The organism is Helicobacter canadensis MIT 98-5491 (assembly GCF_000162575.1).
In the GTDB taxonomy this organism is placed as follows: domain Bacteria; phylum Campylobacterota; class Campylobacteria; order Campylobacterales; family Helicobacteraceae; genus Helicobacter_D; species Helicobacter_D canadensis.
Genome location: NZ_CM000776.2, coordinates 1,104,092 through 1,128,313, shown reverse-complemented (window position 1 = coordinate 1,128,313; position 24,222 = coordinate 1,104,092). Strand labels below are relative to the sequence as shown.

The window sequence follows — 24,222 nt, the reverse complement described above, 5'->3', positions numbered from 1 at the left end:
AAAATGACCTCCTAATTAAGATTTTGAGAATATTGAGATTGCAATAACATTTCTACTTCACAAAAATGATCTTCAATGCTTTGGTTGCTTATTTTTGGAAGTTCGTGTTCTGTAACCTCTTGATTAACATATAAAACTTTTTTTGCATAGCCTAATAAAACTGAAATATCATGACTAATTATAATTATAGTCTTTTCTTTATTGATTTTTTGTAATAAATCATAAATTTCTTTCTGATTTTTTTGATCTACACTGGCTGTTGGCTCATCTAAGACCAAAAAATTTGGATTTCCACATAATGCTCTTGCAATCAAAACTCTCTGCCTTTGTCCTCCAGAGAGTTCGCCAATTTTCTTGTAAGCAAAAGCTTCTAAGTGGAATTGCTCTAAAAGCTCCAATGCAATTTCTTTTGCGTTCTTGGGCAAGAATCCACCTAAAAATCCTGATTTTAAAAATCCCATCATAACAACTTCTAGGGTTGATATGGGAAAATGACGATTTAAGAAAGTGTTTTGTGGGACATAGCCAATGCGTAATGCTGGATTTTTAAGAATCTTGCCTTCTGTTGGCTTTAACAATCCCGTTAAAAGGCGTGCTAATGTGCTTTTTCCACCTCCATTTGGTCCAATAATAGCCCAAAAATCACCTTCATAAATTATCCAATCCACATTATACAAAATTCGTTCTTTGGTAAAAGAAAAATTAACATTTTTGCATTCAATTATTTTTTGGGAGTTACTATTTTGCATAAAGATCCTCTTTGTTAAAAAGATTTCTCATTCCATAAATGCGTTTAATCAATAAAGTATCTTGATTAATTCCCTTGATATTTTCGCCAATATTAAGCGGAGTAATGGCGATTTTCCCAATGATACTTCTACCTTCTATGCCATTTTGAAGCGTTTTTAATCCCCAAATATCATGCAAAACAAAAATTTCTTCTCCAAAGCTTCCAGTATAAAGCATAATATGCCCTTTCATTCCAAGTAAAGTAGCAAAAGGAATGGCATTATTTTGGATAAAAAGCTTTTTTTGATGAGAATTCATTTGGCTTAAATCAAAATAGCGTGATTTGTCTAAATTATTTGGGAGTATTTGAGCTTGGGAGTTTCTTTGGAGATAGAATCCAAAATTACCAAGAGTATCCCTTAGAAACATTGAGCAATCACGATTTCCAAACATTCCTCCCCAACCATATTTTTCTCCCAAAAGGTTTTGAGCAAGAGAAGTATAATTTTTTGGGGAAAAGGGCATAGGAAATTTGGTGAAACCTTTAGTTTGGAGATGAATTTTTACTTTTTTAGCATAACCTCTTTGTGTGCGTGTAAAAATGAAACTCTCATAAGCTTTTTTTGTGCTTCCAAGTGAAGGAAGTAGCATACCAATACGAGCTGATTCTAGAAATTCGTGATGAGTATTATAAAGAGGAATATTATCTCGTTTTGCTACTAAAAAATCTTGAGTTTGTTTGAGTTCTTGGACTTGTTTGTGATCTAAAATAGCGATATTAAGCACTTCTATCCATCCGCTAACAAAGCCACTCTCAACAAAAGCCCATTTTTTAGATTGAGAATAATGCGTAATAAGAATGGGTGTTCCTAGATAAATATAAGAATTTTGCCAATAATCAAAAGGGAATCCTTCTCCTGCTGTTTTAGGATTAAAGAAGCGAGGTTTATTGGTAGGCAAAACCCTAATATTGCTAGATTTAGTTACAATGGCAGGTTGTTTTAAACTTGGAAAGTTTTTATAATTTGCTTCTTTGGCTAATTTTTGGATTTCTTCTAGGGAATAGGGTAATAGATTCTCTCCATAACCTAAATTTGTTAAGGCTTGTTGCAATCCCCATTGGGCTTGAATAGAATCATTTTTTGGAATTTTATCAAAAGGTGAGAAAAATTGTTGCAAATACTCTTTTTTGAGAGTTTTTGTGGAGTGAGTTTTAAATGATTCATTAGAAATGTATGATTGCAAATCCTGCTTAGGTAATTCAAGTTTAGGTGGTTTTGAAGCACAGCCATAAAGTAGAGCTAGAAAAAAAAGAAAAGTGAGGAATCTCACCATTTAAACTCCTTATATTCTTCTTCTTGAAAGCCAACAATAATTTGATGAGAAGCTTCAATAACTGGACGCTTAATTAAATTGGGTTCTTTAATGAGATATTCTTTGATGTCTTCTTCGCTAAGATTTTTATCTTTTAAAGCAAGTTTTCTATAAGTGGTGCCCTTGGTGTTAAAAAGTATTTTAAGTGGGACACTTTGGAGCCATTTTTCAAGGGTTTCTTTATTGGGTGGTGTTTTTTTAAAATCAATAAATTCATAAGGAATCTTATTTTGTTCTAGGAAATTTAAAGCTTTTTTTACGCTACCACAATTTTTGATTCCATAAATTCTAACCATTAAAAAATCCTTGTAAGAAAAATATAAAAAATAATTCCTGTAAATATACTAAAAACTGAATTTTTAAACCATAAAAAACATAAAATTGCAGAAAAAATTCCACCAAGCTCATAGAGACCATAAGTTTTACTCCAAGGAGTATTAAGGAGACTAAAAAAAATTAGAAGCGTCATAATAAGAAGTGGCATTGTTTCTTGAAGGTATTTTAAGAGTTTATTGTTGGTGATATTTTTAAACACAAAAAAAGGCAATAATCTTGTGAGTGCTGTTCCAATAGAAGAGGCTAAAATAGCACTGATGAGATAAAAAGTATCAAAATGATCTTGCATTTTCTATCCATTTTCTACCAAAGAGTAAAATTAAGATTCCACAAAAAAGACTAAGCAATAAAAAGTATTGATTAGGAAAAATAATTAAACCTATAATGCCTAATAATAAACCAATATAAAAAGGTTTTTTATTGGGAGAGTTTTGCAGAAGTGAAAGGGTTAAAACGCTAAAAAGTGCTGTTAAGGCAAATTCTACTCCATCTGGTTTAAATCCTAAAGCATTTCCTAGGAATATTCCAATTCCACTACCTAAAACCCAATAGCAATGATTTAAAAAAGTAATGTAAAAATAACTTCTTTCTAGTTCTTTTGAAGAAAGATTAAGCACGGCTTTATTAGCTTTTAAAACTGCAAAAGTTTCATCGGTTAAACCAAAAAGAATATAATATTTAGCAATTCCAAATTTTTTGATTTCATCAGTGATAGCAAGGGAATAAAAAAGATGACGGATATTAAGCAAAAAGGAAGCAATGGCGATTTCTAAAAATCCCGTATAAGAAGCAATAAGAGAAACAAGCAAAAATTGTCCAGCACCCGTAAAAACTAAAATAGAAATTAAGATTCCATAATACCAATCAAGTTGCAATTCTTTGGAAAATAAAATTCCAAAGGCAATTCCAAGAGGTAAATATCCCATTAAGACTGGCAATGATTGGATCAAGCTTCTGTAAAACACCTAAAACCTCAAAATTTATAAAAAATGGGAATTATAGCAGAATTTATTTTTTTATAAGCATTAGATAAAGCTTTAATGAAAACTTTAAAATTGAAAAATGCTTGAAAATATAGTAAAATCAAGCTTTTGGAGAAAGAATGAAAAAGCATAAATTTGGGATTTTATTAGCAGCTACAAAAGATTCTAGTTTTACTTTGGGTGTGATGATTGCTAACATTAAAGATAAAATGGGTAGTTTTGTGGATGTTTTTTATATTATTCACGATGGATTTAGCCTAAAAGATAAAGAAGTAATGCAAAAATTAGCTCAAAATAGCAAGGTAGTTTTTTGTGAATTTACACAACAAACCTTTATGGATAATTTTAAAAGATTTAATCCAGATAATTTGAGAATTAATTTTGCCCAATCCAAAGGTTTTTTAGGTCGTTGGACACATATGGTGTATGCGTGTTTTGAAATTTTTAGGTATTTAGAAGAGTGCGAAAATATTTTATATTTAGATTTTGATATTTTGCTTTTAAAGGGATTGGAACATTTACTTAAGCTTAAAGAATTAGGAATTACAATAGCAGCAGAAAGGGGTAAAAAGCAGCTCAAAGAGGTGTATCCTAATTATTATGGAAAATTTAAAGATTTTAGAATCTATCGCTCACCCATTATTTTTGTAAATGATTCCTTGGTTAATCCTGCAGAGTGTTATGCTTTTGTTTATCAAAAAAGCATTGAATTGGGGCTTAATGATCAAGGTGTTTTGTCTTTATTGATATTTGAAAAAGGAATTAAAGCTAAAGATTTGGGCAAAGATTATGTGGGGAGTGTGTTGTGGTTAGCTAATGATGATTCTTATTTTATTCATTCTTATGGAAGAGAAAATCGGTTTTGGAATAATCGGCTTTGTCATCAAATATGGAGAGAGTGGGGCGAATATTATAGGATTTGGTTAAATAATGGTGGTTCGCCTTATTTAAGAGGATTTGTGGCTAAGACAACTTATGGGTATGAGAGAGTGCGATTTTGCCTAGCTTATAAGGTGGGTTATGCGATTGTGGAGTGCTATTATCAAACAAGTAAAATAAAATATCTAAAATTGCCTTTTAAGATAGCACAAGTGATTTTAAAGCATAAAAGGAAACTAAGGGAATATCGTAGAATCTGTAAAAAATCTCCCCATTTAAGATTGCCTATGTTTTGTCAATATGATGATTACCAAAGTGCTTTAAAAGAAAAACAAAGCATTCCTTATAGGCTAGGAGAAGCGGTTTTGGAGTTTTGCAAGGAATGGTGGAAGTGCAATTTTATAAAGCTATACCGCAAGATTTATCTTATTAAAAAACAGGCTTTGAAAAAATCCTAGCTTTTTTAAAAGGATTCATATCCCAATAAAATACATTTGTCAAAAAAAGGCAAAACACACATTGCATAAAACTCTCCACCAATGCCAATGTCTTTGAGTGTTTCATAATATTTAATATCAAATTGTAGATGAGAATTTCTTTGCGTGGAAATTCCAATGCCGCTTAATTTATTAAAATAAATAAAAGAAGCAATTTTTTCATGGATTAAAACCAAAGAATATCCTAGCGCCATTTTTTCTTTTTGATTTAAAAGATGATAAGAATCAATGCTTACAAGATTTCTACCACGGAATTTTACATAGTTTTTTTGCAAACTTTGTTTATGGACTTGTTGATAAAAATTAGCTAAATCCAGACAAAAAGCAGGATAAAATAAAATTGCCCCCAAAAGAGCAATTTTTCTAAAGGGTTTGAAGAGTGGTCCCAAAGCTTTCAAAATAAATTCTTTTAGCTTCACTAAGAGGGATTGAAATATCGCTAATTTCAATAGTTTCACCCCCTAATGTCGCAATTTTTTCTAAATGCAAATTGGAGTTTTCAAGTAAATTTTGTAAAGTTGAAACATTTTTAGAATCTAGAGCAATTAAAACTTGCGTAGGAGATTCACCAAAAAGTGCTTGATTATCAAGAGTTTGAACACTTTTGCAACCAATGTTGCCTTTAATACAAGCCTTAGCTAGAGCAATGGCTAATCCACCTTGATAAATATCAACAGCTGCTTTTAAGATTTTGTGTTCTTTTGCACTAGCTAATACACTCCATAAAAACAATTCATCATTAAGATTGATAGATGAAATTTCACCTTTAATGCTGTTAGCAAAATATTTCGCAAAAAGACTCCCGCCAAATTGTGGGGTAGCATTTTTGGATTTAAGCAAATAAACTTCAGTGTCTTCTTGGTTAAAATCACTACGCAAAAGATGATAAATATCATCAATAACTCCAACTCCTGCAATGCTTGGAGTGGGGTAAATATCGCTATTATTGGTTTGATTATAAAGACTTACATTTCCGCTAACTACAGGGGTATTGAGAGCTTTGCAAGCTTCTTTGATTCCTTCGCAAGATTCCTTGAATTGCCACATTACTTCAGGATTTTCTGGATTTCCAAAGTTTAGACAATCTGTAATAGCTAGAGCCCTTCCACCCCTTAGAGCAATATCTCGACCAACTTTTGCAACAGCTTGTTTAGCACCTTCTTTGGGATTAAGGTAACATAATCGGACAGGACAAGCTACACTCATTGCTATTCCTTTACCATTTTCTTTAACTCTAATTGCACTTGCACCACCACTGCCAATTTTAGTGAGAGTATTAGTTTGAACTGTGCTATCATATTGTTCATAAACCCAAGCTTTATCACTCACATCAGGGCTTTGAAGAAGAGTTTTAAAAACTTCATTAGAATCTAATTTTTGAAGTGTTTCTTGCTTGAGTGATTCTATATGGTTAAGGTAAGTTGGATTTTCGCTCACAGGTCTTTTAAGAATTGGCGATTTTTCACTCAAAGGAGCGATTGGGATTTCAGCACATTTTTCATTATACCAATATAACTCCATTTTTCCACTATTGGTAACTTCACCTACAATGGCACAATCTAATTCCCATTTTGTAAAAATCTCTAAAATTTCTTTTTCGCAACCTTTTTTAGCGCAAATCAACATCCTCTCTTGCGATTCACTTAACATTAATTCATAAGGTGTCATATTGGCTTCACGAGTAGGAACTTTATCAAGATGCATAATCATACCGCTTCCACTACGCCCAGCCATTTCAAAGCTAGAGCTTGTAAGTCCTGCTGCACCCATATCTTGAATCCCAACAATTAAATCTTTTTTAAATAATTCTAAACACGCTTCTAAAAGCAGTTTTTCGGTAAATGGATCGCCCACTTGCACGGTAGGACGCAAGGATTTAGAATCTTCATTAAAGCTATCAGAGCTCATCACCGCACCACCTAAACCATCGCGTCCGGTTTTGGAGCCTACATAAATAACAGGATTTCCAATTCCCTCAGCTTTACCATAAAAAATTTCATCATTTTTAACAATTCCTAAAGTGAAAGCATTAACCAAAATATTGCCCTCATAGCAATCTTCAAAACTCATTTCTCCACCAATGGTTGGCACTCCCATACAATTTCCATAGCCTCCGATTCCTGCGACAACCCCGCGTAATAAATAGCGGTGTTTTGCTCCTATAGAATCTGTTTTAGTAATATTACCAAAGCGGATAGAATTAAGACTTGCAACGGGTCTAGCTCCCATAGTAAAAATATCACGCATGATTCCACCAACGCCTGTTGCCGCACCAGCATAAGGCTCAATAAAGCTAGGATGATTATGGGATTCCATTTTAAAAACTGCCCCATAACCCCCACCAATATCAATGATTCCAGCATTTTCTCCAGGACCTTGGATTACCCAAGGTGCGCGTGTAGGAAAGCCATTAAGATAAATTTTACTAGATTTATAACTACAATGTTCGCTCCACATAGCAGAAAAAATTCCAATTTCTACCAAATTAGGCTCTCTTTTTAAAATATTGAGAATGTTTTGATAATCTTCTTGAGTGAGTTTATGTTGCTTTAGAATCTTTTCTAAATTTTCCATACCTTTTCCTTGTTGTTTTGAAATGAGTTTTTGAGTAATTTTTACAAAAAATAACTTTTATAATTAAAAGTTTATCAAATTGACCTTTAAAGTATGAATAAACTAAGATTGAGATAAAGTTATTTTTAGTAGAATAGTGAGTATTTTTTTAAAATTGGTCTAAAAGGAATTAAGGAGAAAAAGCAAAATGAAATACATCAAGTTTTTCAAGGAATTAAATAATAAAGATGTGCCTGTAGTGGGCGGTAAGAATGCAAGTATTGGAGAAATGTTCCAAGAGCTTGTCCCTATGGGAATTAAAGTGCCTAATGGTTTTGCAATCACAAGTGAGGCATATTGGTATTTATTGGAGAGTGGTGGAATCCGAGAAAAAATTAAAGAATTACTTGAGGGAATTGATGTAACAGAGATTGATGTTTTAAATGTGCGTTCTAAAAAGATTCGAGATATGATTTTTGGAACTCCATTGCCTATAGACTTAAGAGAAGAGATTTTAGAAGCTTATAGAATTTTAAGTCAAGAATATAATATGGAAGAAGCTGATGTGGCTGTGAGAAGTTCAGCTACGGCAGAGGATTTGCCTGATGCATCTTTTGCAGGGCAACAAGATACTTATTTGAGCGTTCAAGGACAAACCGAGCTTATCCATTATATTAAATCTTGTATGGCTTCACTTTTCACTGATAGAGCGGTGAGTTATCGTGCTTCGCGTGGATTTGATCACTTTAAAGTTGCCCTTTCTGTGGGAGTTCAAAAAATGGTGCGTTCAGATAAAGGAAGTTCTGGGGTTATGTTTAGCATTGATACAGAAACCGGTTTTAAGGATGCAGTTTTTATTACTTCAGCGTGGGGTCTTGGAGAAAATGTTGTAGGTGGGACTGTGAATCCTGATGAATTCTATGTTTTTAAGCCTGCTTTAGAGTTGGGCAAACGACCAATTTTAAAGAGACAATTGGGGTATAAAAATATCAAGATGGTCTATGCTGCACCTGGAGCCAAGCATCCTACTAAAAATATTGAAACCACAGAAGAAGAACTTAAAAGTTTTTCTTTGAGTGATGAAGAAGTTTTAACTCTAGCGCGTTATGCAATTTTGATTGAAAAGCATTACACTAAAGAAGCAGGAGAGTATCGCCCTATGGATATGGAGTGGGCAAAAGATGGCAATAGTGGAGAGATTTTCATTGTTCAAGCACGACCTGAAACGGTGCAAAGCCAAAAAATGAAGAAACAAAATAATACTTTAGAGAAATATTTCTTTAAAGATAAAAGCGAAAAAGAGATTTTATTGAGCGGAAAAGCGGTAGGTGGAAAAATCGGAACAGGAAAAATTCGCGTTATAGATAATATTGCTAATATGGGTGAGTTAAAAAGAGGTGAAATTCTTGTAACGGACAATACTGATCCAGATTGGGAACCAGCTATGAAAAAAGCAGCAGCAGTGATTACAAATCGTGGGGGTAGGACTTGTCATGCGGCTATTGTAGCAAGAGAGATTGGTGTGCCAGCGATTGTTGGGGCAGTTGGAGCGACAGAAAAGCTAGAAACCGGTATGGAAGTAACGGTTTCTTGTGCAGAAGGGGAAGATGGATTTGTTTATAATGGAATCTATGAATATGAAGTAGAAAAAGTTGATTTAAGTTCATTAGAGCAACCCAAAACTAAGATTTATATGAATATTGGAAATCCCGAGAAAGCCTTTGCCTTTTCTATGATTCCAAATAATGGTGTTGGACTTGCAAGAATGGAATTTATTATTAATAATTATATTAAAGCTCACCCACTTGCTTTGATGGATTTGCACAATGGAAATAAGGAATTTGATGGTGTTGAGGGCGTAAAAGAGATTATGTCTGGCTATGCTAATCCTAAAGATTTCTTTGTTAAAAAAATTGCTGAAGGTGTGGGGATGATCGCAGCAGCATTTTATCCTAAACCTGTCATTGTTAGGACAAGCGATTTTAAATCTAATGAATATTGTCGTATGGTGGGTGGAAAAGACTATGAACCACACGAAGAGAATCCTATGCTTGGCTATCGTGGTGCTAGTCGATATTACTCTGATCAATACAGACAAGCCTTTGAGTGGGAATGCCAAGCTTTAGCAATGGCGCGTAATGAAATGGGATTTTCTAATATGAAAATTATGATTCCATTTCTTAGGACTCCAGAAGAAGGTAGAAGAGTTTTGGAGATTATGCGTAAAAATGGATTAGTGCAAGGTGAAAATGGATTGGAAATTTATGTTATGTGTGAATTGCCGGTGAATGTGATTTTAGCTGATGAGTTTTTGCAACTTTTTGATGGTTATTCAATTGGCTCTAATGACCTTACGCAATTGACTTTAGGGGTTGATAGAGATGGAGAACTTGTTAGCCATGTGTTTGATGAAAGAAATCCAGCACTTCTTAAAATGTTTAAAATGGCAATTGATGCTTGTAAAAAACATAATAAATATTGTGGAATCTGTGGACAAGCACCTAGTGATTATCCAGAAATTGCAGAATTTTTAGTGGAAAATGGAATTACTTCAATTTCATTAAATCCTGATTCTGTGATTGAAACTTGGGATCGAATTGTTAAGCTTGAAAAAAGACTTGGAATCTCTTAATTTACTTTTATAAAATGCACAAAATGTGCATTTTATAATAAAATTTTTCTTATTTATCTTCTTGTGAATTCTTCTTTATTTTAAAAATTAACTTTTGGGTTGCATAGTTTCATTGAAAAATAATTTTTGTGCATTAAAAAGTGTAAAGAATAAAAAATATTTATTAATATAAAAAGCGTTAGATTTTGTTTTTGAAGTTATTTTTTTTTGGATGTAAAAGTGCTTTTTAAGAGCTTACAAAGCTTATGATTTTAGTATCAAGCACAAGTTTAAGTAAAATATTTCATCATTTCTTTTATATTGTATTGTTTCTATAGTTCATAAAAGCTAAAGAAAATGTTTTGCAAACAAATTACTTTTTTCTATTAGATTGCTTTTATAATAAAAATGTATAATGTTTATTTTTAAAATTTGAGCTAAAGGATATTTTTGAAACTTGCAGTGTTTGATTTTGATTCTACATTAATGGATGGTGAGACGATTAACTTACTTGCAAAGGCTTATGGTAGCGAACAAGAGGTGAGCGAGATTACCAAAGAAGCTATGGCAGGGAAATTGGATTTTTATCATAGCTTGAGAAAACGCGTAAAAACTTTAAAGGGAATGCCGCTAAAGCAGGTCTGTGAGGTTTGTGAAAATCTTACTTACAACCCAGGTGCTAAGGAGATTATTGGTATTTTAAAAGACAGAGGTTATAAAGTAGTGGTATTTAGTGGAGGTTTTGATGAGGGTGTGAGTGCGGGACAAAAAGTGCTTGGCTATGATATTCATTTTAGTAACACTTTGCATCATAAAGATGGGCTTTTAACAGGAAAAGTTGGTGGAGAGATGATGTTTTCTTATTCTAAAGGTAGAATGCTTGAGAAAATTCAAATTTTACTTGGTGTGGATTGTTCTAATACTCTTGTTGTGGGAGATGGCGCTAATGATCTTTCAATGTTTCAATATGCACAAAAAAAAGTGGCATTTTGTGCCAAAGAAGTTTTAAGAGAGGCTGCAAACATTATAATAGATACAAAAGATTTATCATTGATAAAAAATTATTTATAAAGGGAACAATAATGCAAAATAATATTTCTTTTTCGTTGTGGTGTGATTTTATTGAAAGAGAGTTTTTAGAAAATGATTTTACTAAAATGATTGAAGGCGGAATCATTGAAGGAGCAACAAGCAATCCTGCTATTTTTCAAAAATCTTTTTTAGAAGAGAGTTATAGAGAACAAAAAGAATCATTAAAAGGTAAAAATCCAAAAGAGATTTATGAAGCTTTGGCAAAAAGCGATATTCAAAGAGCAGCAGAACTCCTTATGCCAATTTACACTAATAATCCAAATGATGGCTATGTGAGTATTGAAGTAGATCCTAATTTGTGTCAAGATTCTAAAGGAACTATTGAAGAGGGTGTAAGATTGTTTAAAGAAATTGGCTATCCTAATGTAATGATTAAGATTCCTGCTACTAAAGCGGGATTTGTCGCAATGGAGGAATTAATTTCTCAAGGAATTTCGGTTAATGCTACTTTGGTTTTTACAAAAGAGCAAACGATTGAGTGTATGGAAGCTTTTAATAGAGGTTATGAGAATCTCAAAAAAACAACCAAAAAAGAATCAAAGGATTTTCCAAGAGCGGTAGTGAGTATTTTTGTATCAAGATTTGATAGAAAATGTGATTCTATTTTAAAAGAAAATGGTATTCCCGTAGCCACTTTAGGCGTTAAAAATGCGCAACACTTATACCATATTATTAATGATTATTCTTTGCCTTGCGTGAGGGCACTTTTTGCAAGCACAGGGGTAAAAGATGATAGTTTGGATCCTATCTATTATATTAAAGAGCTTTATCACCAATACGCTATTAATACCGCTCCATTAGCAACTATTGAAGCTTTTATGAAAGTTGAAGCCTTGCAAGAAACTTATTTGCCAAGCTATGAAGAGTTGGATGAATATTTTAAGGTGGTGGCAAATGCTGGTGTGGATTTACAAAAGGTTTCTAGTGAGTTATTGGAACAAGGATTGGAAGATTTTAAAAATGCTTTTGCAAAAATTTTAGAGAGTTTGGCTTAGTTTAAAAGAAGTTTTAAGAATTTTAGCTATAATTGCAAGTTTTATTTTATTTTTAAGGATTTTTAAATGTTAAGTGGAATAATTAGAGAGAGTATTTCAAAAGCAGATACAAAGGCTTTAAGAAAAAATGGTTATCTAATTGCCAATATTTATGGTAAGGGCAGAGAAAATATTCATTGTGCTTTCAAGCGTAATGACTTTATTAGAGAAGTTAAAAACAAAACCGATCTAATTTTTGAAGTGGAAGTAGGCACACAAAAATATCCAGTTGTTATCCAAGAGTATCAAAAAGATCCAATTACTAGCGAAATTACCCATGTGGATTTAATGCTTGCACAAAAAGGTGTAGAAGCAAAATATTCTGTTAAAGTAAGAATTGTAGGGATTGCAAAAGGACTTAAGAATAAGGGTGTTTTGATGGTTTCTAAAAAACGCATTAAAGTTAAAGCTGCTCCTGAAAATTTACCTAAAGATTATGAAATTAATGTAACAGATTTGGATGTGGGTGATGTTGTATTAGTGCGTGATTTACCACAAAACAATGGTGTGAAAATTGTAGAAAGAGATGATGTTGCAATCGTTGGTGTGATTAAATCTCGCTAAGAAATGTTTTTAATTGTAGGGTTAGGTAATATTGGCGAAAAATATAAAAACAATCGCCATAATATCGGCTTTTGCATTGTTGATTCTTTGATTGCTTTTTTAAATGCTACAAAGCAATCTAGTAAAGATTTCTATGGGGAGCTTTATAAGGCTTCCCAAATTCTTCTTTTAAAGCCTTCAACTTTTATGAATCTTTCTGGAAAATCAGTTTTAAGTGTTAAAAACTTTTACAAAATAGACAAAATGCTTGTTATTCACGATGATCTTGATTTGCCTTTTGGGACAGTGCGATTTAAATTTGGTGGAGGCAGTGGCGGACATAATGGATTAAAATCCATTGATGAATTGTGTGGCAAAGAGTATTATCGTTTGCGTTATGGGATTGGAAAACCTCCTTTAAAAAATCAAGTGATTGATTGGGTTTTGGGAGATTTTAGCAAAGAAGAATCAATAGAAAATGAAGAAATCATAAAACATTGCATTAAACCAGCATTGGAAATAGTAAAATTAGAAAATCCTAGTGAATTGGCAAGCAAAATTTCTAGTCTCTATACTTTAAATCCAAAAGACAAATAAATGACTTTATTTTCACGCTACATTATTTCTTTATATTTGAAGTATTTTTTTATTCTTTTTGTATCACTAGAATGCTTTTTTGTTTTAATAGATTTAGTAAAATATCTTGATGAATTACCTCAATCTGCAAATTTGATAGTTTTGCTCATTTTTTATGATTTTGTGTATGCAAGTAATTTTATTTTACCACTTTCCTTGGTGTTAGCTCAAATTGTTTTATCAATTTCTATGTTGAGAAATTCACAATTTACAGCTTTTTTGGCACTTGGATATTCAAAAGCAAGAATCTTCTTGCCTATTTTTATAGTATCATTTTTAATCACCCTTTTGTTTGTTTTGCTTAATGCAACTCCTTTTGCTTATGCTAAGGAACGAGTGGATTTGATTATTGAGCGAGGATATTTGGGGAGTTATAAAAATGATTTATTTATAAAATACAATGAAAATTATATTTATTTTGAAAAAATATTCCCTCTTTTAAAGATGGCAGAGAATGTTAAAGTTTATGAAGTTTTTAACAAGCAAGTTATTAAAATTATTGAAGCCCCAAAAGCAACTTTTATTGAAGATAAATGGAAATTAGAAGACGCTAGAATCACCACTCTTGATTCCAATCTTGAAGTGGGTAAAAATCCCCTTAAAATTGAGGAACAAAAAACTTATGAAACACTAGAAGGTTTTAAACCTAAAATTTTAGATAATATTTATGAAAAGCAGGGTAGTGTTTCTATTGTTGATGCATTAGAAGCAATATGGCTTCTCAAAAAACAAGGAGTTAATACTCAAAAACTTCGCAGCTCTCTTTATGCTTTGATATTTTTTCCATTTTTTGCTCCTTTGGTGATGGTGTGTTTGGCTAGATTTACTCCAAATTCTAATCGTTATGCTAATATTGGCGGAATTACTTTGGGAATGATTCTTGGAGTTTTGATTGTATGGGGTGTATTTTTTAGTTTTTCTAGGCTCTCTATGAGTGGTTTTTTGCCGCCAGAAGTAAGTATCATTTTACCTATTGGAATCTTAGGTTTAGTGAGCTTATGGCTATTTTTAAGGTTATTTAAAGAATAATAAAAGGAGAAAATATGACAGCATTATTAAGCGTAAGCGATAAAAAAGGCATTGTTGAATTTGCAAAAGGGCTTGTGAGTTTAGGTTATGAGATCTTATCTACAGGCGGAACTTTGAAGATTTTAAGGGAAAATGCAATCAAAGCATTAGAAGTGAGTGAATACACACAAAGCCCAGAAATGTTTGATGGTCGTGTTAAGACATTGCATCCTAAGATTCATGGTGGGATATTGCATAGGCGTAACAATCAAGATGATAGGCAAAAAGCATCTGAATTTGGGATAAAAGATATTAGCTTAGTTTGTGTAAATCTCTATCCCTTTAAAGAAACGATTGAAAAAACAGAGGATTTTGGAGAGATTATAGAAAATATTGATATTGGTGGTCCCTCAATGGTTAGGGCAGCAGCCAAGAATTTTGAATCGGTGCTGATTGTAACGGATTGTAATGATTATAAAAGAGTGCTTGAAAAACTTGAAAATGGGCAAAATACTTTTGAATTTCGTCAAGAATTAATGATTAAAGCATTTGAACACACAGCTGCTTATGATTGTATGATTGCAAATTATATGAATAAGCGTTTCAATAGCGGTTTTGGAAAGAATCACTTTATTGCTGGGAAGCTTGTAAATCCTACAAGATACGGAGAAAATCCTCACCAAAAAGGAGCGTATTATGAATTTGGTGATTTTTATTCCAAACACTTTAAAGCGCTTAAAGGTGAAATTAGCTTCAATAATTTAACAGATATTAATAGTGCGGTTAAAATTGCTTCAAGTTTTGAGGATAAACCTTGTGTGTGTATTGTTAAACACGGAAATCCTTGTGGTTTTGCAATAAAAGAGAATGTCTTAGAATCATACATTGCGGCTTTAAAATGCGATAATATTTCTGCTTATGGTGGAGTTGTTGCGGTTAATGGCGAAGTGGGTGTGGATTTGGCTAATGAAATCAATAAGATTTTTATTGAAGTATTGGTAGCGCCAAGCATTACAGAGGAAGCTTTGAGAGTTTTTGAGAGCAAGAAAAAGATTAAAATTTTCGTTTGTGGTGGAGAGAAACTTTGTTTTCCAAAAGATGGACAAGATTTTAAACATATTGAAGGGGGATTTGTTTTGCAAGAAGCAGATAGTGTAGCACCTAGTGAAGTGAAAAATGCAAAATGTGTTAGCCAAAAACAAGCCACAAAAGAACAAATGAAAGATTTAGAGATTGCCTATAAAGTGGCGAGTTTAGTGAAATCAAATTGTGTAGTGTATGTTAAAGATTCTGCTATGGTAGCTGTTGGAATGGGAATGACAAGCCGCGTTGATGCAGCAAAGGCTGCAATTAGAAAAGCAGAAGAAATGGGAATTGATTTAAGGGGTTGTGTTTTGGCAAGTGAAGCGTTTTTTCCTTTTAAGGATAGCATAGAAGAGGCTTATAAGGTTGGTGTGAGTGCGGTGATTGAACCTGGAGGAAGTATCCGCGATGAAGAGGTGATTGAATGTGCTAATCAAAAAGGTATGGCGCTTTACTTTAGTGGTTTTAGACATTTTCTACATTAAGTTTAATAAGATAATCGGGGTAATTGCAGTGCCAACAAAGCTCTTCAATCCTTACCCCATTTTTAAAGTTCTCAACTAGTCTTTTTAGACGAGGATTTTCTAAGATTTTTGGCATTGAATCTTTTAGTAAATTACCAAAATTCATCACTCCTTTAGTATCAAAACAACAAGGCACTACATCTCCATTGCATAAAATACCAAGTTGTTTGCTACCTCCATAGCAAAATCCTTTTTGTGAAATTATTTGAGATTCTAGATTGACCCATTCAAAAAAAGGTTGTTCAAGTAAATGGATTTTGTAGGCTAAACGCGTTTTTGGTGTTGTAATAGGGACTTGAAAAAAATCCTGCAAAGCTTGATAAATAGGGGAATTTTTTAGTGGTGAAGTAAAATCTTTTTGAAGATTCCAAAGTCTTAAATTAATGAATTTTTCACTTTGTATTACTTGATGCTTAGAGAGTAGGGTAAAAATAGAATCAAAATAAGTTTTTAGATTAGTCGGTTTTTTTTGATAAAGGGAGCTTGTGAGTGAAATATTGATTTGATGAACGCAGGGGCTTTGTAAAAGGAGATTAATTTTTTCATTATTCCAATAAAAACCACTTGTAGTAATATCAATTTTAAGTTGGTGCATTGTTGCAATTTTAAGATAAGATTCAAGATTATCAAGCGTTAGCGGATCTCCTAAGATATGCAAAGCACATAAATGAGTGAAAGGTGCAATTTCTTTGCATATTTTATTAAAATCATTTAAATCCATAGAATCTTTAGCTTTTTTGGGGGTGCAAAAGGAGCAAGAAAGCCCACAAAAATTTGTAATCTCAATAAAAATTTTTTGAAAGGGCTTCACTATTCGTTACGCAAAACTTCTAAAGGATTAATTTGAGTAGCTTTTTTGGCTGGATAATAAGAAGAAAAGAAAACGATTGCAAAAGAGCCACACAAAATTGAAAATAAATCAAGCAAAGAAAGTTCTAAGGGTAATTTTGAGCTACCATAAACATCTGCGGGCAGTGAGATAATAGGAAAACTTGAAAGCAAGAAAAGAATAATAAAAGCTAAAATGCTTCCACAGATAATTCCACTGATGCCTATAAAATTCCCCAAATAAAGAAAAGTTTTTTGAATCTCTTTAGTGCTTGTCCCCATAGTGAGTAATAGGGCAATTTCTCGTCTTCTATTCATCACAGTCATTAAAAGGGAACTAATAATATTAAGAGAAGCAACTAGAATAATAAGCATCAAAACGATAAATAATGCGCGTTTTTCTAGTGCTAAGGCTGCAAAGAAATTTCCATTTTGCTCCCACCAACCAACAATTCGCATTTGCGGATATGCTTCTTGGAGAGACACAATGTCCTTTTGTGGATTGTTAGAGTGAATGTGAATGCCATCATAGGTATCTTTAGGGAGATTTTTGATGATTTGCATTGCTTCAAGACTGGTATAAATATAGCCCTTATCATAAGCGATTAAACCTGATTGAAAGAAGCCCTCTACTACAAAACGCTTCATAGTAGGGCTTAGTTGTATTGCATTGGGAGTAAAGTCTGTAAAAATAAGGAGTAAATTTGATTGATAGTTTAATCTATAAGAATCTTTGAGACTTTTGCCAACAATCACGCTAAAGATTTCTTTTGTTTGATTTTGATTTTGTTGGGATTGAAGATAAGCTTCTTTAAAGATGGGATTAATTTTACTCTCAAATTCAAAATCTATACCAAAAACCATCGCTCCTTCCATATGATTCCCTATTTTTGAAATTGCTTGAGTTTGAATAAAAGGGCTAAATTGCAATTGTGGAAAGTTTTTTTGTAAATCTTCTAGAGTTTCTTTGGTGATTTTTTCTGGACTTCCTTGAATCATAGTGAGGGGATAATTCATAATAAAGAGTTTGCGTTCAAATTCTTTGTCAAATCCATTCATTAACGCCATTGCAACAATTAAAACCATAACCCCAATGCAAACCCCTAAAAATGCTAAAATGGCAGCAATGGAAATAAAAGGTTGGTGTTTATTGAATCGCAGATAGCGAAATAACAAAAAAGAAATAATTCCTTTTTGCGTCATTTTGCTAAAATCCCTTTTTTTGGACCACTCATACCGCAACAATTTTTATATTTTTTACCACTTCCGCAAGGACAAGGTTCATTTCTAACGGGTTTCTTTTTAAATACAGGGGGATTCTCGTGATTAGTTTTTGCATTTTGATTGCTATTATTAAGTTTTTGGAGAGCGATTTTAGCTTCTTCTTCGCTTTCTTGATTGGTTTTTAGTTGCACTTTATAAAGCATTTTAATGGTAGTGTATTTGATTTGACTAACTAATTCTAAAAAGAGATTGTAACTTTCTTTTTTATATTCCACTAAAGGATCTTTTTGGTTATATCCACGCAATCCTATACCGGTCTTGAGTGTATCCATAATATATAAATGATCGCGCCATAAATTATCTAAAGTTTGCAAATAGACGAGTTTTTCAATTTCGATCCGAGTTTGATTATCAAGGATTGACATTTTATCTTCATAGATTTGTTTCATTTTTTCATCAATCCAAGTTTCAAAATTATTATTTTTTTGATAAGAATCTTTTAATTCTTGGATATTAAGCACTATATTGAAATCTTCTAAAGCCATAGCACAAAGCGATTCTAAATTATCAGTATCGTTAAATACTTCAGCTTTTTGTAAAAGCATTGCAATGGCTTCATGACGATTTTCAATAATCTTATGGGAAATGTCTTGTTTTGGGTTAAGTAATTCATCCCTTAAACGATAAATAGCTTTCCTTTGTTCATTTGCAACATCATCGTATTCCAATAAATGCTTTCTTGCTTCAAAATGCATACTTTCCACTTTTTTTTGCGCATTTTCCACAGATCGTGTTACAAGTTTTGATTCAATGTGTTCTCCATCATCAAGCCCTAACTTATCCATAATGTTTTTAATCTTATCGCTACCAAAAATGCGTAATAAAGGATCTTCTAAGCTCAAATAAAATTGGCTTGTTCCAGGATCGCCTTGTCTTCCGCTTCTACCGCGTAATTGATTGTCTATTCTTCGTGATTCGTGTCTTTCTGTTCCAATAATATAAAGTCCGCCAAGCTCTCTTACTTCATCATTGATTTTTATATCCACACCGCGCCCTGCCATATTTGTAGCAATTGTTACAGCTCCTTTATTTCCAGCATCTTTGATGATTTCGGCTTCTTGGGCGTGATTTTTGGCATTTAATACAGAATGCGGAATCCTTTTAGATTTGAGTAGATCGTGAATCTTTTCACTTTTTTCAATGGAGGCTGTTCCAACTAAAATAGGTTGCCCCTTTTTATTTAATTCAATAATTTTTTCTACAAGTGCATTAAATTTTTCTCTTTCGGTTTTGTAAATTAAATCATTTAAATCTTTTCTTTTGATAGGCAAGTTTGTTGGGATTGAGACAACTTCAAGATTATAAATTTGCAAAAATTCACTTGCTTCAGTTTGTGCAGTCCCTGTCATACCGGCAAGTTTTTGATAAAGTCTAAAATAATTTTGATAAGTAATGTCTGCAAGCGTTTGAGATTCTTCTTTGATTTTAACGCCTTCTTTGGCTTCTAGGGCTTGATGTAATCCCTCACTAAAGCGTCTTCCCTCACTAAGTCTTCCTGTGAATTCATCTACTATAACAACTTCTCCATCGCGTAAAACATAATCTTTGTCTTTTTTAAAGAGTTTATTAGCTTTAAGGGCTTGATCTAAATGGTGTGCAAGAATCGCATTATCAACACTATAAAGATTATCAATTCCAAAAAGTTTTTCTGCGTGGTTGATTCCACTTTCTGTGAGCAGAATCACTCTGTTTTTTTCATCGATAGTGTAATCCTCATTTTCTTTGAGTTTTAAAGCGACATTATTAGCAATTTCATAGTTTTTTAGGACGCGGTTTGCTGGTCCAGAAATGATAAGTGGTGTTCTTGCTTCATCAATAAGAATGGAATCCACTTCATCAACAATGGCAAAATAATGCTCTTTTTGGACTTTTTGATTAAAATCATATTTCATATTATCACGCAAATAGTCAAATCCAAATTCATTATTCGTTCCATAAGTAATATCGCAAGAATATTGAGCCAAGCGGTGTGAATCATCATAAATTCCACCGACAATTACGCCCACACTATACCCCAAAAATTCATAAAGTGGTCGCATTGTTTCTGCATCTCGTTGTGCAAGATAATCATTTACCGTTACGATATGCACACCTTTTCCTAGCATAGCATTAAGGCAAACGGGCAAAGTTGCAACCAATGTTTTTCCCTCTCCCGTTTTCATTTCGGCAATTTTACCTTCGTGTAAAACCATTCCCCCAATGAGCTGAACATCAAAATGACGCATATTTAAAACTCTTTTACTGGCTTCGCGCGTGATTGCAAAGGATTGAAAAAGGACTTTGTTTAATTCTTCTTGAGGGTTTTTTGAAGTTTGAACTTGATTTTTGAGCTCTTGAAAGGAATTTTTAAGCTCCTCATCGCTTAAAGCAGCATACTTTGATTCAAGCTCATTAATTTTTTTAATTTGTTTTTTATAATGCCCTACCAATCGGTCATTTTTACTATTTAAAATTTTTTTTATTAGTGAAAACATTTACTCCAACCTTAGCTTCAGTATTGATTTGAAGCTCTATAAAATTAAAAAGAATTTTAAAAATTTTAGCATAAATGGTATTTTACTTAGATAAAATGCGAAAAATATTTTAGGCAAAGGAAAAATATGATTTTTATTGATGCGTGTTTTGGTAAAGAAACCCCTTATACTCCTGTTTGGTTTATGCGACAAGCAGGGAGATATTTAAGTGAGTATAGAGAAACAAGAAAACAAGCAGGAGATTTTTTATCGCTTTGTAAGAATCCTAAGCTTGCCTCAGAGGTTACTTTACAGCCCATAGATATTTTGGGAGTTGATGCAGCCATTCTTTTTAGTGATATTTTAGTGGTGCCAATGGAAATGGGAATGGAGCTCGGATTTTTTACAGGAGAAGGTCCAAAATTTACACAAACTATTCAAAGCGATAAAGATTTAAAGCAACTTAGGCAAGATTCACATTTATCACTAAATTATGTTTATGATACGATTACAATGACGCGTCAAAAACTTGCTAAAGATAAGGCATTAATTGGTTTTTGTGGAGCACCTTGGACTTTAGCAACTTACATGATAGAAGGGCAGGGAAGTAAGACTTACAATCAAACTAAAAAAATACTTTATTCTAATGCCCAATTTTTGCATAACTTATTAGAGCTTATTACACATAATTTGAAAAATTATCTTGAATCGCAAATTAAAGCAGGAGTGAATGCAGTGATGATTTTTGATTCTTGGGCGGCAGCCTTAGAAGAATCAGCGTATTTGGAATTTGGATTTGAATATTGCAAACAAATCGCTTCTTTTATTAAGCAAAAATACCCAGAAATACCAGTTATTTTATTTCCTAAAGGAATTTCAGGCTATTTAGATAAGATTGATGGAGAGTTTGATGTCTTTGGAGTAGATTGGAGCACTCCATTAAAAATAGCTAAAGAAAAATTAGGAGATAAGTATGTTTTACAAGGTAATTTAGAGCCTTGTAGAATCTATGATGAAAAATCAATGCTTGAGGGTGCTAAAGATATTTTAGATTTAATGCAAGGCAAAAGACATATTTTTAATTTGGGACATGGAATGTTGCCAGATTTGCCACGAGAAAATGCTATTAAATTAGTAGATTTTATTCATCAATATCGTTTCTAAAAATAAAATTTATTTTATTAAAAGGTGGCTTTTAAGCGGATTCTCGCTATAATACAATTAATTAAGCAAAAAGGATTTGTGTTTGGAATCATTGCGTATTGTCTTTGAAAAATTAATGTGGAATGCCCGTTTGTTTATTGTATTGGCGGTCATTTTGTCTTTAATCGGAGCTATTTTGCTTTTTATTGTAGCAAGTGTGGATATTATCAAAGCAGCTAAAGATACCTTTTTGTATTATATGCATCTTTTACCAGCAGGATCTGATATTCACAATATTTTGCTTAATACAATCATTATGGCAATTGATTTGTATTTGATTGCAGTGGTGCTATTAATCTTTGCCTTTGGTTTATATGAGCTTTTTATTTGCAAGATTCAAATCAAAGATGAAAGTAGTTCTAAAGTTTTAGAAATTCATACACTTGATCAGCTCAAAGATAAATTAGCTAAAGTGATTGTAATGGCGCTAATTGTAGCCTTTTTTTCCAAAGTTCTTAATATGGGAATGAAAAATACACAAGATATGTTGTATTTTGCTATTTCTATTTTAGCTTTAGCAATTGGTTTGTATTTTTTACATAAAGATTCAAAGCATTAAAATGTTATTAAAAATTTTGTTAATCTTTTTGCTATTTTTAAGCTTCTTAAATGCACAAGAAATTAGGACATTGCAATCAATGCAGGCTAATTTTACTCAAAAGCTCATTAGTCAAAATAGCACCATTCTTTATAAAGGTGAATTCTTTGCTCTTGCGCCACATTTTGTGCTTTGGAAATATGAAAGTCCGATCCCTAAAGAAGTTTATATCAATAAAGATTCAATGATTATCTATGAGCCAAAGTTAGAACAAGCTATTTATAGCACTTTAAAAGAAAATCTTGATATTTTAACTTTAATTAAAGAAGCAAAACTTGTTAAAGAAAATTATTATACAGCAGAGATTCTAGGACAAACTTATCATTTGTTTTTTGACAAAGGTATTTTAAAGCAAATTACTTTTATGGATGCAGTGGGTAATTCTGTTGAGATTCTTTTTGAAAATATACAAACTAATCACAAGCTTAATCTGCAAATTTTTGAATTTAAACCAACAAGCAATCTTGATATTCTCTACAATTAATTTTAAAATATAAATGTGTAAAAAAATAGCAATAATCTATTTTTTCTTGTAAAAATTAATTTTTTTTTGACTTTTATCAAAAAGTGCATTACAATACTTAATGATTAAGAAAATGATTTAAGGAGTTAATATGGCAACAATCACACTAATTAATAATGAAACTGGCGAAAAATTTGATTTTGATTTGATAGAATGCACAAGAGGACCTAAGGCGGTTGATTTTAGTAAATTGTTTGAAAGAACTAATATTTTTTCTTATGATCCAGGATATGGTTCTACCGCAGGTTGCGAATCGACTATTAGTTATGTAGATGGCAAAAATGGTAAATTGCTTTATAAAGGCATACCCATTGAAGAAATTGTTAAAAAATATAAATTTACTGATGTTGCAAAATTGCTTATCACAGGAGAAGCTCCAAAAGATGAAAAAGAATCAAAAGAATTTGATTTGGAGTTACGACACCGATCATTTTTACATGAAGGGCTCATTAATATTTTTAGTGCCTTTCCTGATAATGCTCACCCAATGGCAAATCTAAGCTCTGCAGTGGCAGCATTATCAACTTTTCACTTTGATCATAGAGATATGGATGATGAAGATGATTACCAAACTATGGCACGCAGAATCATTGCAAAAATTACTACTTTAGTAGCTTTTTCTTATCGCAATTCTATTGGAGCGCCTTTAATTTATCCAGATATTCAAAGGAATTATGTAGAGAATTTTCTATATATGTTGCGTGCTTATCCAGGTGGAAAACTCAAACAAACCTTAAATGGAAGCGAAGAGATTTCCCCTTTGGAAGTTGAAGCACTTGATAAAATCTTCACACTGCATGCTGATCATGGACAAAATGCTTCAACAACAACTGTTCGCAATGTTGCTTCTACAGGAGTGCATCCTTATGCTGCAATTTCTGCTGGAATTAATGCGCTTTGGGGTCCTGCTCATGGTGGTGCAAACGAAAAAGTTTTGGTGCAGCTCAAAGAAATTGGAGATGTAAAAAATGTGGATAAATTTATTGCTCGAGTTAAAGATAAAAGTGATCCTTTTAGATTAATGGGCTTTGGGCATCGTGTTTATAAAAGTTATGATCCGCGTGCAAAAGCAATTAAAGCTCTTAAAGATGAACTCAATCAAAAGGGAATCAAAATGGATGCGAGATTGAGTGAAATTGCTGAAAAACTAGAAGAAGTGGCTTTGAATGATGATTATTTCAAAGAAAGAAATTTGTATCCTAATGTAGATTTTTATAGTGGAATTATTTTAACAGCGCTTAAGATTCCAGTTACATTATTTACGCCAATTTTTGTTATAGGAAGAATGCCGGGTTGGTGTGCGCAAGTAATGGAGCACATTAAAAATCCACACGCTAGAATTACACGACCAAGACAAGTTTATTTAGGAAAATAATTTAAAAACGCTTTTTAGGTAAGGGCAATTTTATTTTGGGTTTGTTAAGATACGGAAATATTTTAAATTTAGGAAA

At 32.5% G+C, this 24,222-nt stretch carries 22 protein-coding genes; 12 read left to right on the top strand and 10 right to left on the bottom strand.

The genetic code is table 11. The annotated features are described in order from the left end of the window. Positions 1–11: 11 nt before the first annotated feature. The 5 genes from HCAN_RS05570 to HCAN_RS05550 are packed head-to-tail and all read right to left on the bottom strand — an operon-like array spanning position 12 to position 3,404. Entirely contained in the window at positions 12–749 is a 738-nt protein-coding gene (locus HCAN_RS05570; RefSeq protein WP_006655779.1) for a metal ABC transporter ATP-binding protein, read from the bottom strand. Beyond that, entirely contained in the window at positions 739–2,064 is a 1,326-nt protein-coding gene (locus tag HCAN_RS05565) for an SH3 domain-containing C40 family peptidase (protein WP_006655778.1), read from the bottom strand. The genes HCAN_RS05570 and HCAN_RS05565 overlap by 11 nt, the downstream gene beginning before the upstream one ends. Continuing rightward, a complete protein-coding gene (locus tag HCAN_RS05560; protein WP_006655777.1) occupies positions 2,058–2,399 on the bottom strand; it encodes an arsenate reductase family protein in 342 nt (113 codons plus the stop codon). The genes HCAN_RS05565 and HCAN_RS05560 overlap by 7 nt, the downstream gene beginning before the upstream one ends. Further along, positions 2,399–2,728: a branched-chain amino acid transporter permease gene (locus HCAN_RS05555; RefSeq protein WP_006655776.1), complete on the bottom strand. Its 330-nt coding sequence runs from the start codon at positions 2,726–2,728 to the stop codon at positions 2,399–2,401. The genes HCAN_RS05560 and HCAN_RS05555 overlap by 1 nt, the downstream gene beginning before the upstream one ends. Beyond that, positions 2,712–3,404: an AzlC family ABC transporter permease gene (locus HCAN_RS05550; RefSeq protein WP_006656888.1), complete on the bottom strand. Its 693-nt coding sequence runs from the start codon at positions 3,402–3,404 to the stop codon at positions 2,712–2,714. The genes HCAN_RS05555 and HCAN_RS05550 overlap by 17 nt, the downstream gene beginning before the upstream one ends. A 137-nt stretch (positions 3,405–3,541) precedes the next feature. Here HCAN_RS05550 and HCAN_RS05545 point away from each other — a divergent pair, with 137 nt between their 5' ends. Next, complete coding sequence (locus tag HCAN_RS05545; protein WP_006655773.1) at positions 3,542–4,759, top strand: glycosyltransferase; 1,218 nt, start codon at positions 3,542–3,544, stop codon at positions 4,757–4,759. A 5-nt stretch (positions 4,760–4,764) separates the two neighbouring features. Here the strand turns inward: HCAN_RS05545 and HCAN_RS05540 are convergent, their stop codons facing one another. Then, complete coding sequence (locus HCAN_RS05540) at positions 4,765–5,196, bottom strand: hypothetical protein (protein ID WP_231232551.1); 432 nt, start codon at positions 5,194–5,196, stop codon at positions 4,765–4,767. Further along, positions 5,162–7,372, bottom strand: a complete 2,211-nt coding sequence (gene purL / locus HCAN_RS05535) for a phosphoribosylformylglycinamidine synthase subunit PurL (protein WP_006655771.1) — start codon at positions 7,370–7,372, stop codon at positions 5,162–5,164. The genes HCAN_RS05540 and purL overlap by 35 nt, the downstream gene beginning before the upstream one ends. Positions 7,373–7,559: 187 nt before the next feature. On the opposite strand from purL, the gene ppsA reads away from it, so the two are divergent. From ppsA to purH, 7 genes are all read left to right on the top strand, one after another. Beyond that, on the top strand, positions 7,560–9,983 hold the full coding sequence (ppsA, locus tag HCAN_RS05530) for a pyruvate, water dikinase (RefSeq protein ID WP_006655770.1): 2,424 nt from the start codon (positions 7,560–7,562) through the stop codon (positions 9,981–9,983). A 429-nt stretch (positions 9,984–10,412) separates the two neighbouring features. Continuing rightward, positions 10,413–11,033 (top strand): phosphoserine phosphatase SerB, encoded by a 621-nt coding sequence (serB, locus tag HCAN_RS05525; protein ID WP_006655769.1) that lies wholly within the window; start codon positions 10,413–10,415, stop codon positions 11,031–11,033. An 11-nt stretch (positions 11,034–11,044) separates the two neighbouring features. After that, on the top strand, positions 11,045–12,049 hold the full coding sequence (locus tag HCAN_RS05520) for a transaldolase (RefSeq protein WP_006655768.1): 1,005 nt from the start codon (positions 11,045–11,047) through the stop codon (positions 12,047–12,049). Positions 12,050–12,115: 66 nt separating this feature from the next. Next, positions 12,116–12,652: a 50S ribosomal protein L25/general stress protein Ctc gene (locus tag HCAN_RS05515; protein WP_006655767.1), complete on the top strand. Its 537-nt coding sequence runs from the start codon at positions 12,116–12,118 to the stop codon at positions 12,650–12,652. Between the two features lie 3 nt (positions 12,653–12,655). Then, positions 12,656–13,228 carry an aminoacyl-tRNA hydrolase gene (gene pth, locus HCAN_RS05510; RefSeq protein WP_006655766.1) on the top strand — a complete coding sequence of 191 codons (573 nt, stop codon included), beginning with the start codon at positions 12,656–12,658 and terminating at the stop codon, positions 13,226–13,228. Next, positions 13,229–14,296, top strand: a complete 1,068-nt coding sequence (locus HCAN_RS05505) for an LptF/LptG family permease (protein WP_006655765.1) — start codon at positions 13,229–13,231, stop codon at positions 14,294–14,296. It abuts the gene before it with no gap. 14 nt (positions 14,297–14,310) lie between these two features. Continuing rightward, positions 14,311–15,843, top strand: coding sequence for a bifunctional phosphoribosylaminoimidazolecarboxamide formyltransferase/IMP cyclohydrolase (purH, locus tag HCAN_RS05500; protein WP_006655764.1), 1,533 nt, complete (start codon positions 14,311–14,313; stop codon positions 15,841–15,843). On the opposite strand, the gene HCAN_RS05495 is transcribed toward purH, so the two are convergent. From HCAN_RS05495 to secA, 3 genes are read right to left on the bottom strand one after another with little or no spacing between them, the layout of a single operon-like run. After that, positions 15,824–16,693 carry a radical SAM/SPASM domain-containing protein gene (locus HCAN_RS05495; RefSeq protein ID WP_006655763.1) on the bottom strand — a complete coding sequence of 290 codons (870 nt, stop codon included), beginning with the start codon at positions 16,691–16,693 and terminating at the stop codon, positions 15,824–15,826. The genes purH and HCAN_RS05495 overlap by 20 nt on opposite strands. Continuing rightward, positions 16,693–17,913 carry an ABC transporter permease gene (locus HCAN_RS05490; RefSeq protein ID WP_006655762.1) on the bottom strand — a complete coding sequence of 407 codons (1,221 nt, stop codon included), beginning with the start codon at positions 17,911–17,913 and terminating at the stop codon, positions 16,693–16,695. Before HCAN_RS05490 ends, HCAN_RS05495 begins: the two co-directional genes overlap by 1 nt. Next, positions 17,910–20,468: a preprotein translocase subunit SecA gene (gene secA, locus HCAN_RS05485; protein WP_006655761.1), complete on the bottom strand. Its 2,559-nt coding sequence runs from the start codon at positions 20,466–20,468 to the stop codon at positions 17,910–17,912. The genes HCAN_RS05490 and secA overlap by 4 nt, the downstream gene beginning before the upstream one ends. A gap of 126 nt (positions 20,469–20,594) precedes the next feature. Here secA and hemE point away from each other — a divergent pair, with 126 nt between their 5' ends. From hemE to HCAN_RS05465, 4 genes are all read left to right on the top strand, one after another. After that, positions 20,595–21,611 (top strand): uroporphyrinogen decarboxylase, encoded by a 1,017-nt coding sequence (gene hemE / locus HCAN_RS05480; RefSeq protein ID WP_006655760.1) that lies wholly within the window; start codon positions 20,595–20,597, stop codon positions 21,609–21,611. 82 nt (positions 21,612–21,693) lie between these two features. Beyond that, complete coding sequence (locus HCAN_RS05475) at positions 21,694–22,209, top strand: YqhA family protein (protein WP_006655759.1); 516 nt, start codon at positions 21,694–21,696, stop codon at positions 22,207–22,209. A 1-nt stretch (position 22,210) separates the two neighbouring features. Next, a complete protein-coding gene (gene lolA / locus HCAN_RS05470; RefSeq protein ID WP_006655758.1) occupies positions 22,211–22,732 on the top strand; it encodes a LolA-like outer membrane lipoprotein chaperone in 522 nt (173 codons plus the stop codon). 130 nt (positions 22,733–22,862) lie between these two features. Then, on the top strand, positions 22,863–24,146 hold the full coding sequence (locus HCAN_RS05465) for a citrate synthase (protein WP_006655757.1): 1,284 nt from the start codon (positions 22,863–22,865) through the stop codon (positions 24,144–24,146). Positions 24,147–24,222: the final 76 nt, after the last annotated feature.

Coding starts and splice junctions, on each gene's coding strand:
- HCAN_RS05570 (WP_006655779.1), bottom strand. CDS start 749: ATGCAAAATAGTAACTCCCAAAAAATAATTGAATGCAAAAATGTTAAT.
- HCAN_RS05565 (WP_006655778.1), bottom strand. CDS start 2,064: ATGGTGAGATTCCTCACTTTTCTTTTTTTTCTAGCTCTACTTTATGGC.
- HCAN_RS05560 (WP_006655777.1), bottom strand. CDS start 2,399: ATGGTTAGAATTTATGGAATCAAAAATTGTGGTAGCGTAAAAAAAGCT.
- HCAN_RS05555 (WP_006655776.1), bottom strand. CDS start 2,728: ATGCAAGATCATTTTGATACTTTTTATCTCATCAGTGCTATTTTAGCC.
- HCAN_RS05545 (WP_006655773.1), top strand. CDS start 3,542: ATGAAAAAGCATAAATTTGGGATTTTATTAGCAGCTACAAAAGATTCT.
- purL (WP_006655771.1), bottom strand. CDS start 7,372: ATGGAAAATTTAGAAAAGATTCTAAAGCAACATAAACTCACTCAAGAA.
- ppsA (WP_006655770.1), top strand. CDS start 7,560: ATGAAATACATCAAGTTTTTCAAGGAATTAAATAATAAAGATGTGCCT.
- HCAN_RS05520 (WP_006655768.1), top strand. CDS start 11,045: ATGCAAAATAATATTTCTTTTTCGTTGTGGTGTGATTTTATTGAAAGA.
- HCAN_RS05515 (WP_006655767.1), top strand. CDS start 12,116: ATGTTAAGTGGAATAATTAGAGAGAGTATTTCAAAAGCAGATACAAAG.
- pth (WP_006655766.1), top strand. CDS start 12,656: ATGTTTTTAATTGTAGGGTTAGGTAATATTGGCGAAAAATATAAAAAC.
- HCAN_RS05505 (WP_006655765.1), top strand. CDS start 13,229: ATGACTTTATTTTCACGCTACATTATTTCTTTATATTTGAAGTATTTT.
- purH (WP_006655764.1), top strand. CDS start 14,311: ATGACAGCATTATTAAGCGTAAGCGATAAAAAAGGCATTGTTGAATTT.
- HCAN_RS05490 (WP_006655762.1), bottom strand. CDS start 17,913: ATGACGCAAAAAGGAATTATTTCTTTTTTGTTATTTCGCTATCTGCGA.
- secA (WP_006655761.1), bottom strand. CDS start 20,468: ATGTTTTCACTAATAAAAAAAATTTTAAATAGTAAAAATGACCGATTG.
- hemE (WP_006655760.1), top strand. CDS start 20,595: ATGATTTTTATTGATGCGTGTTTTGGTAAAGAAACCCCTTATACTCCT.
- lolA (WP_006655758.1), top strand. CDS start 22,211: ATGTTATTAAAAATTTTGTTAATCTTTTTGCTATTTTTAAGCTTCTTA.
- HCAN_RS05465 (WP_006655757.1), top strand. CDS start 22,863: ATGGCAACAATCACACTAATTAATAATGAAACTGGCGAAAAATTTGAT.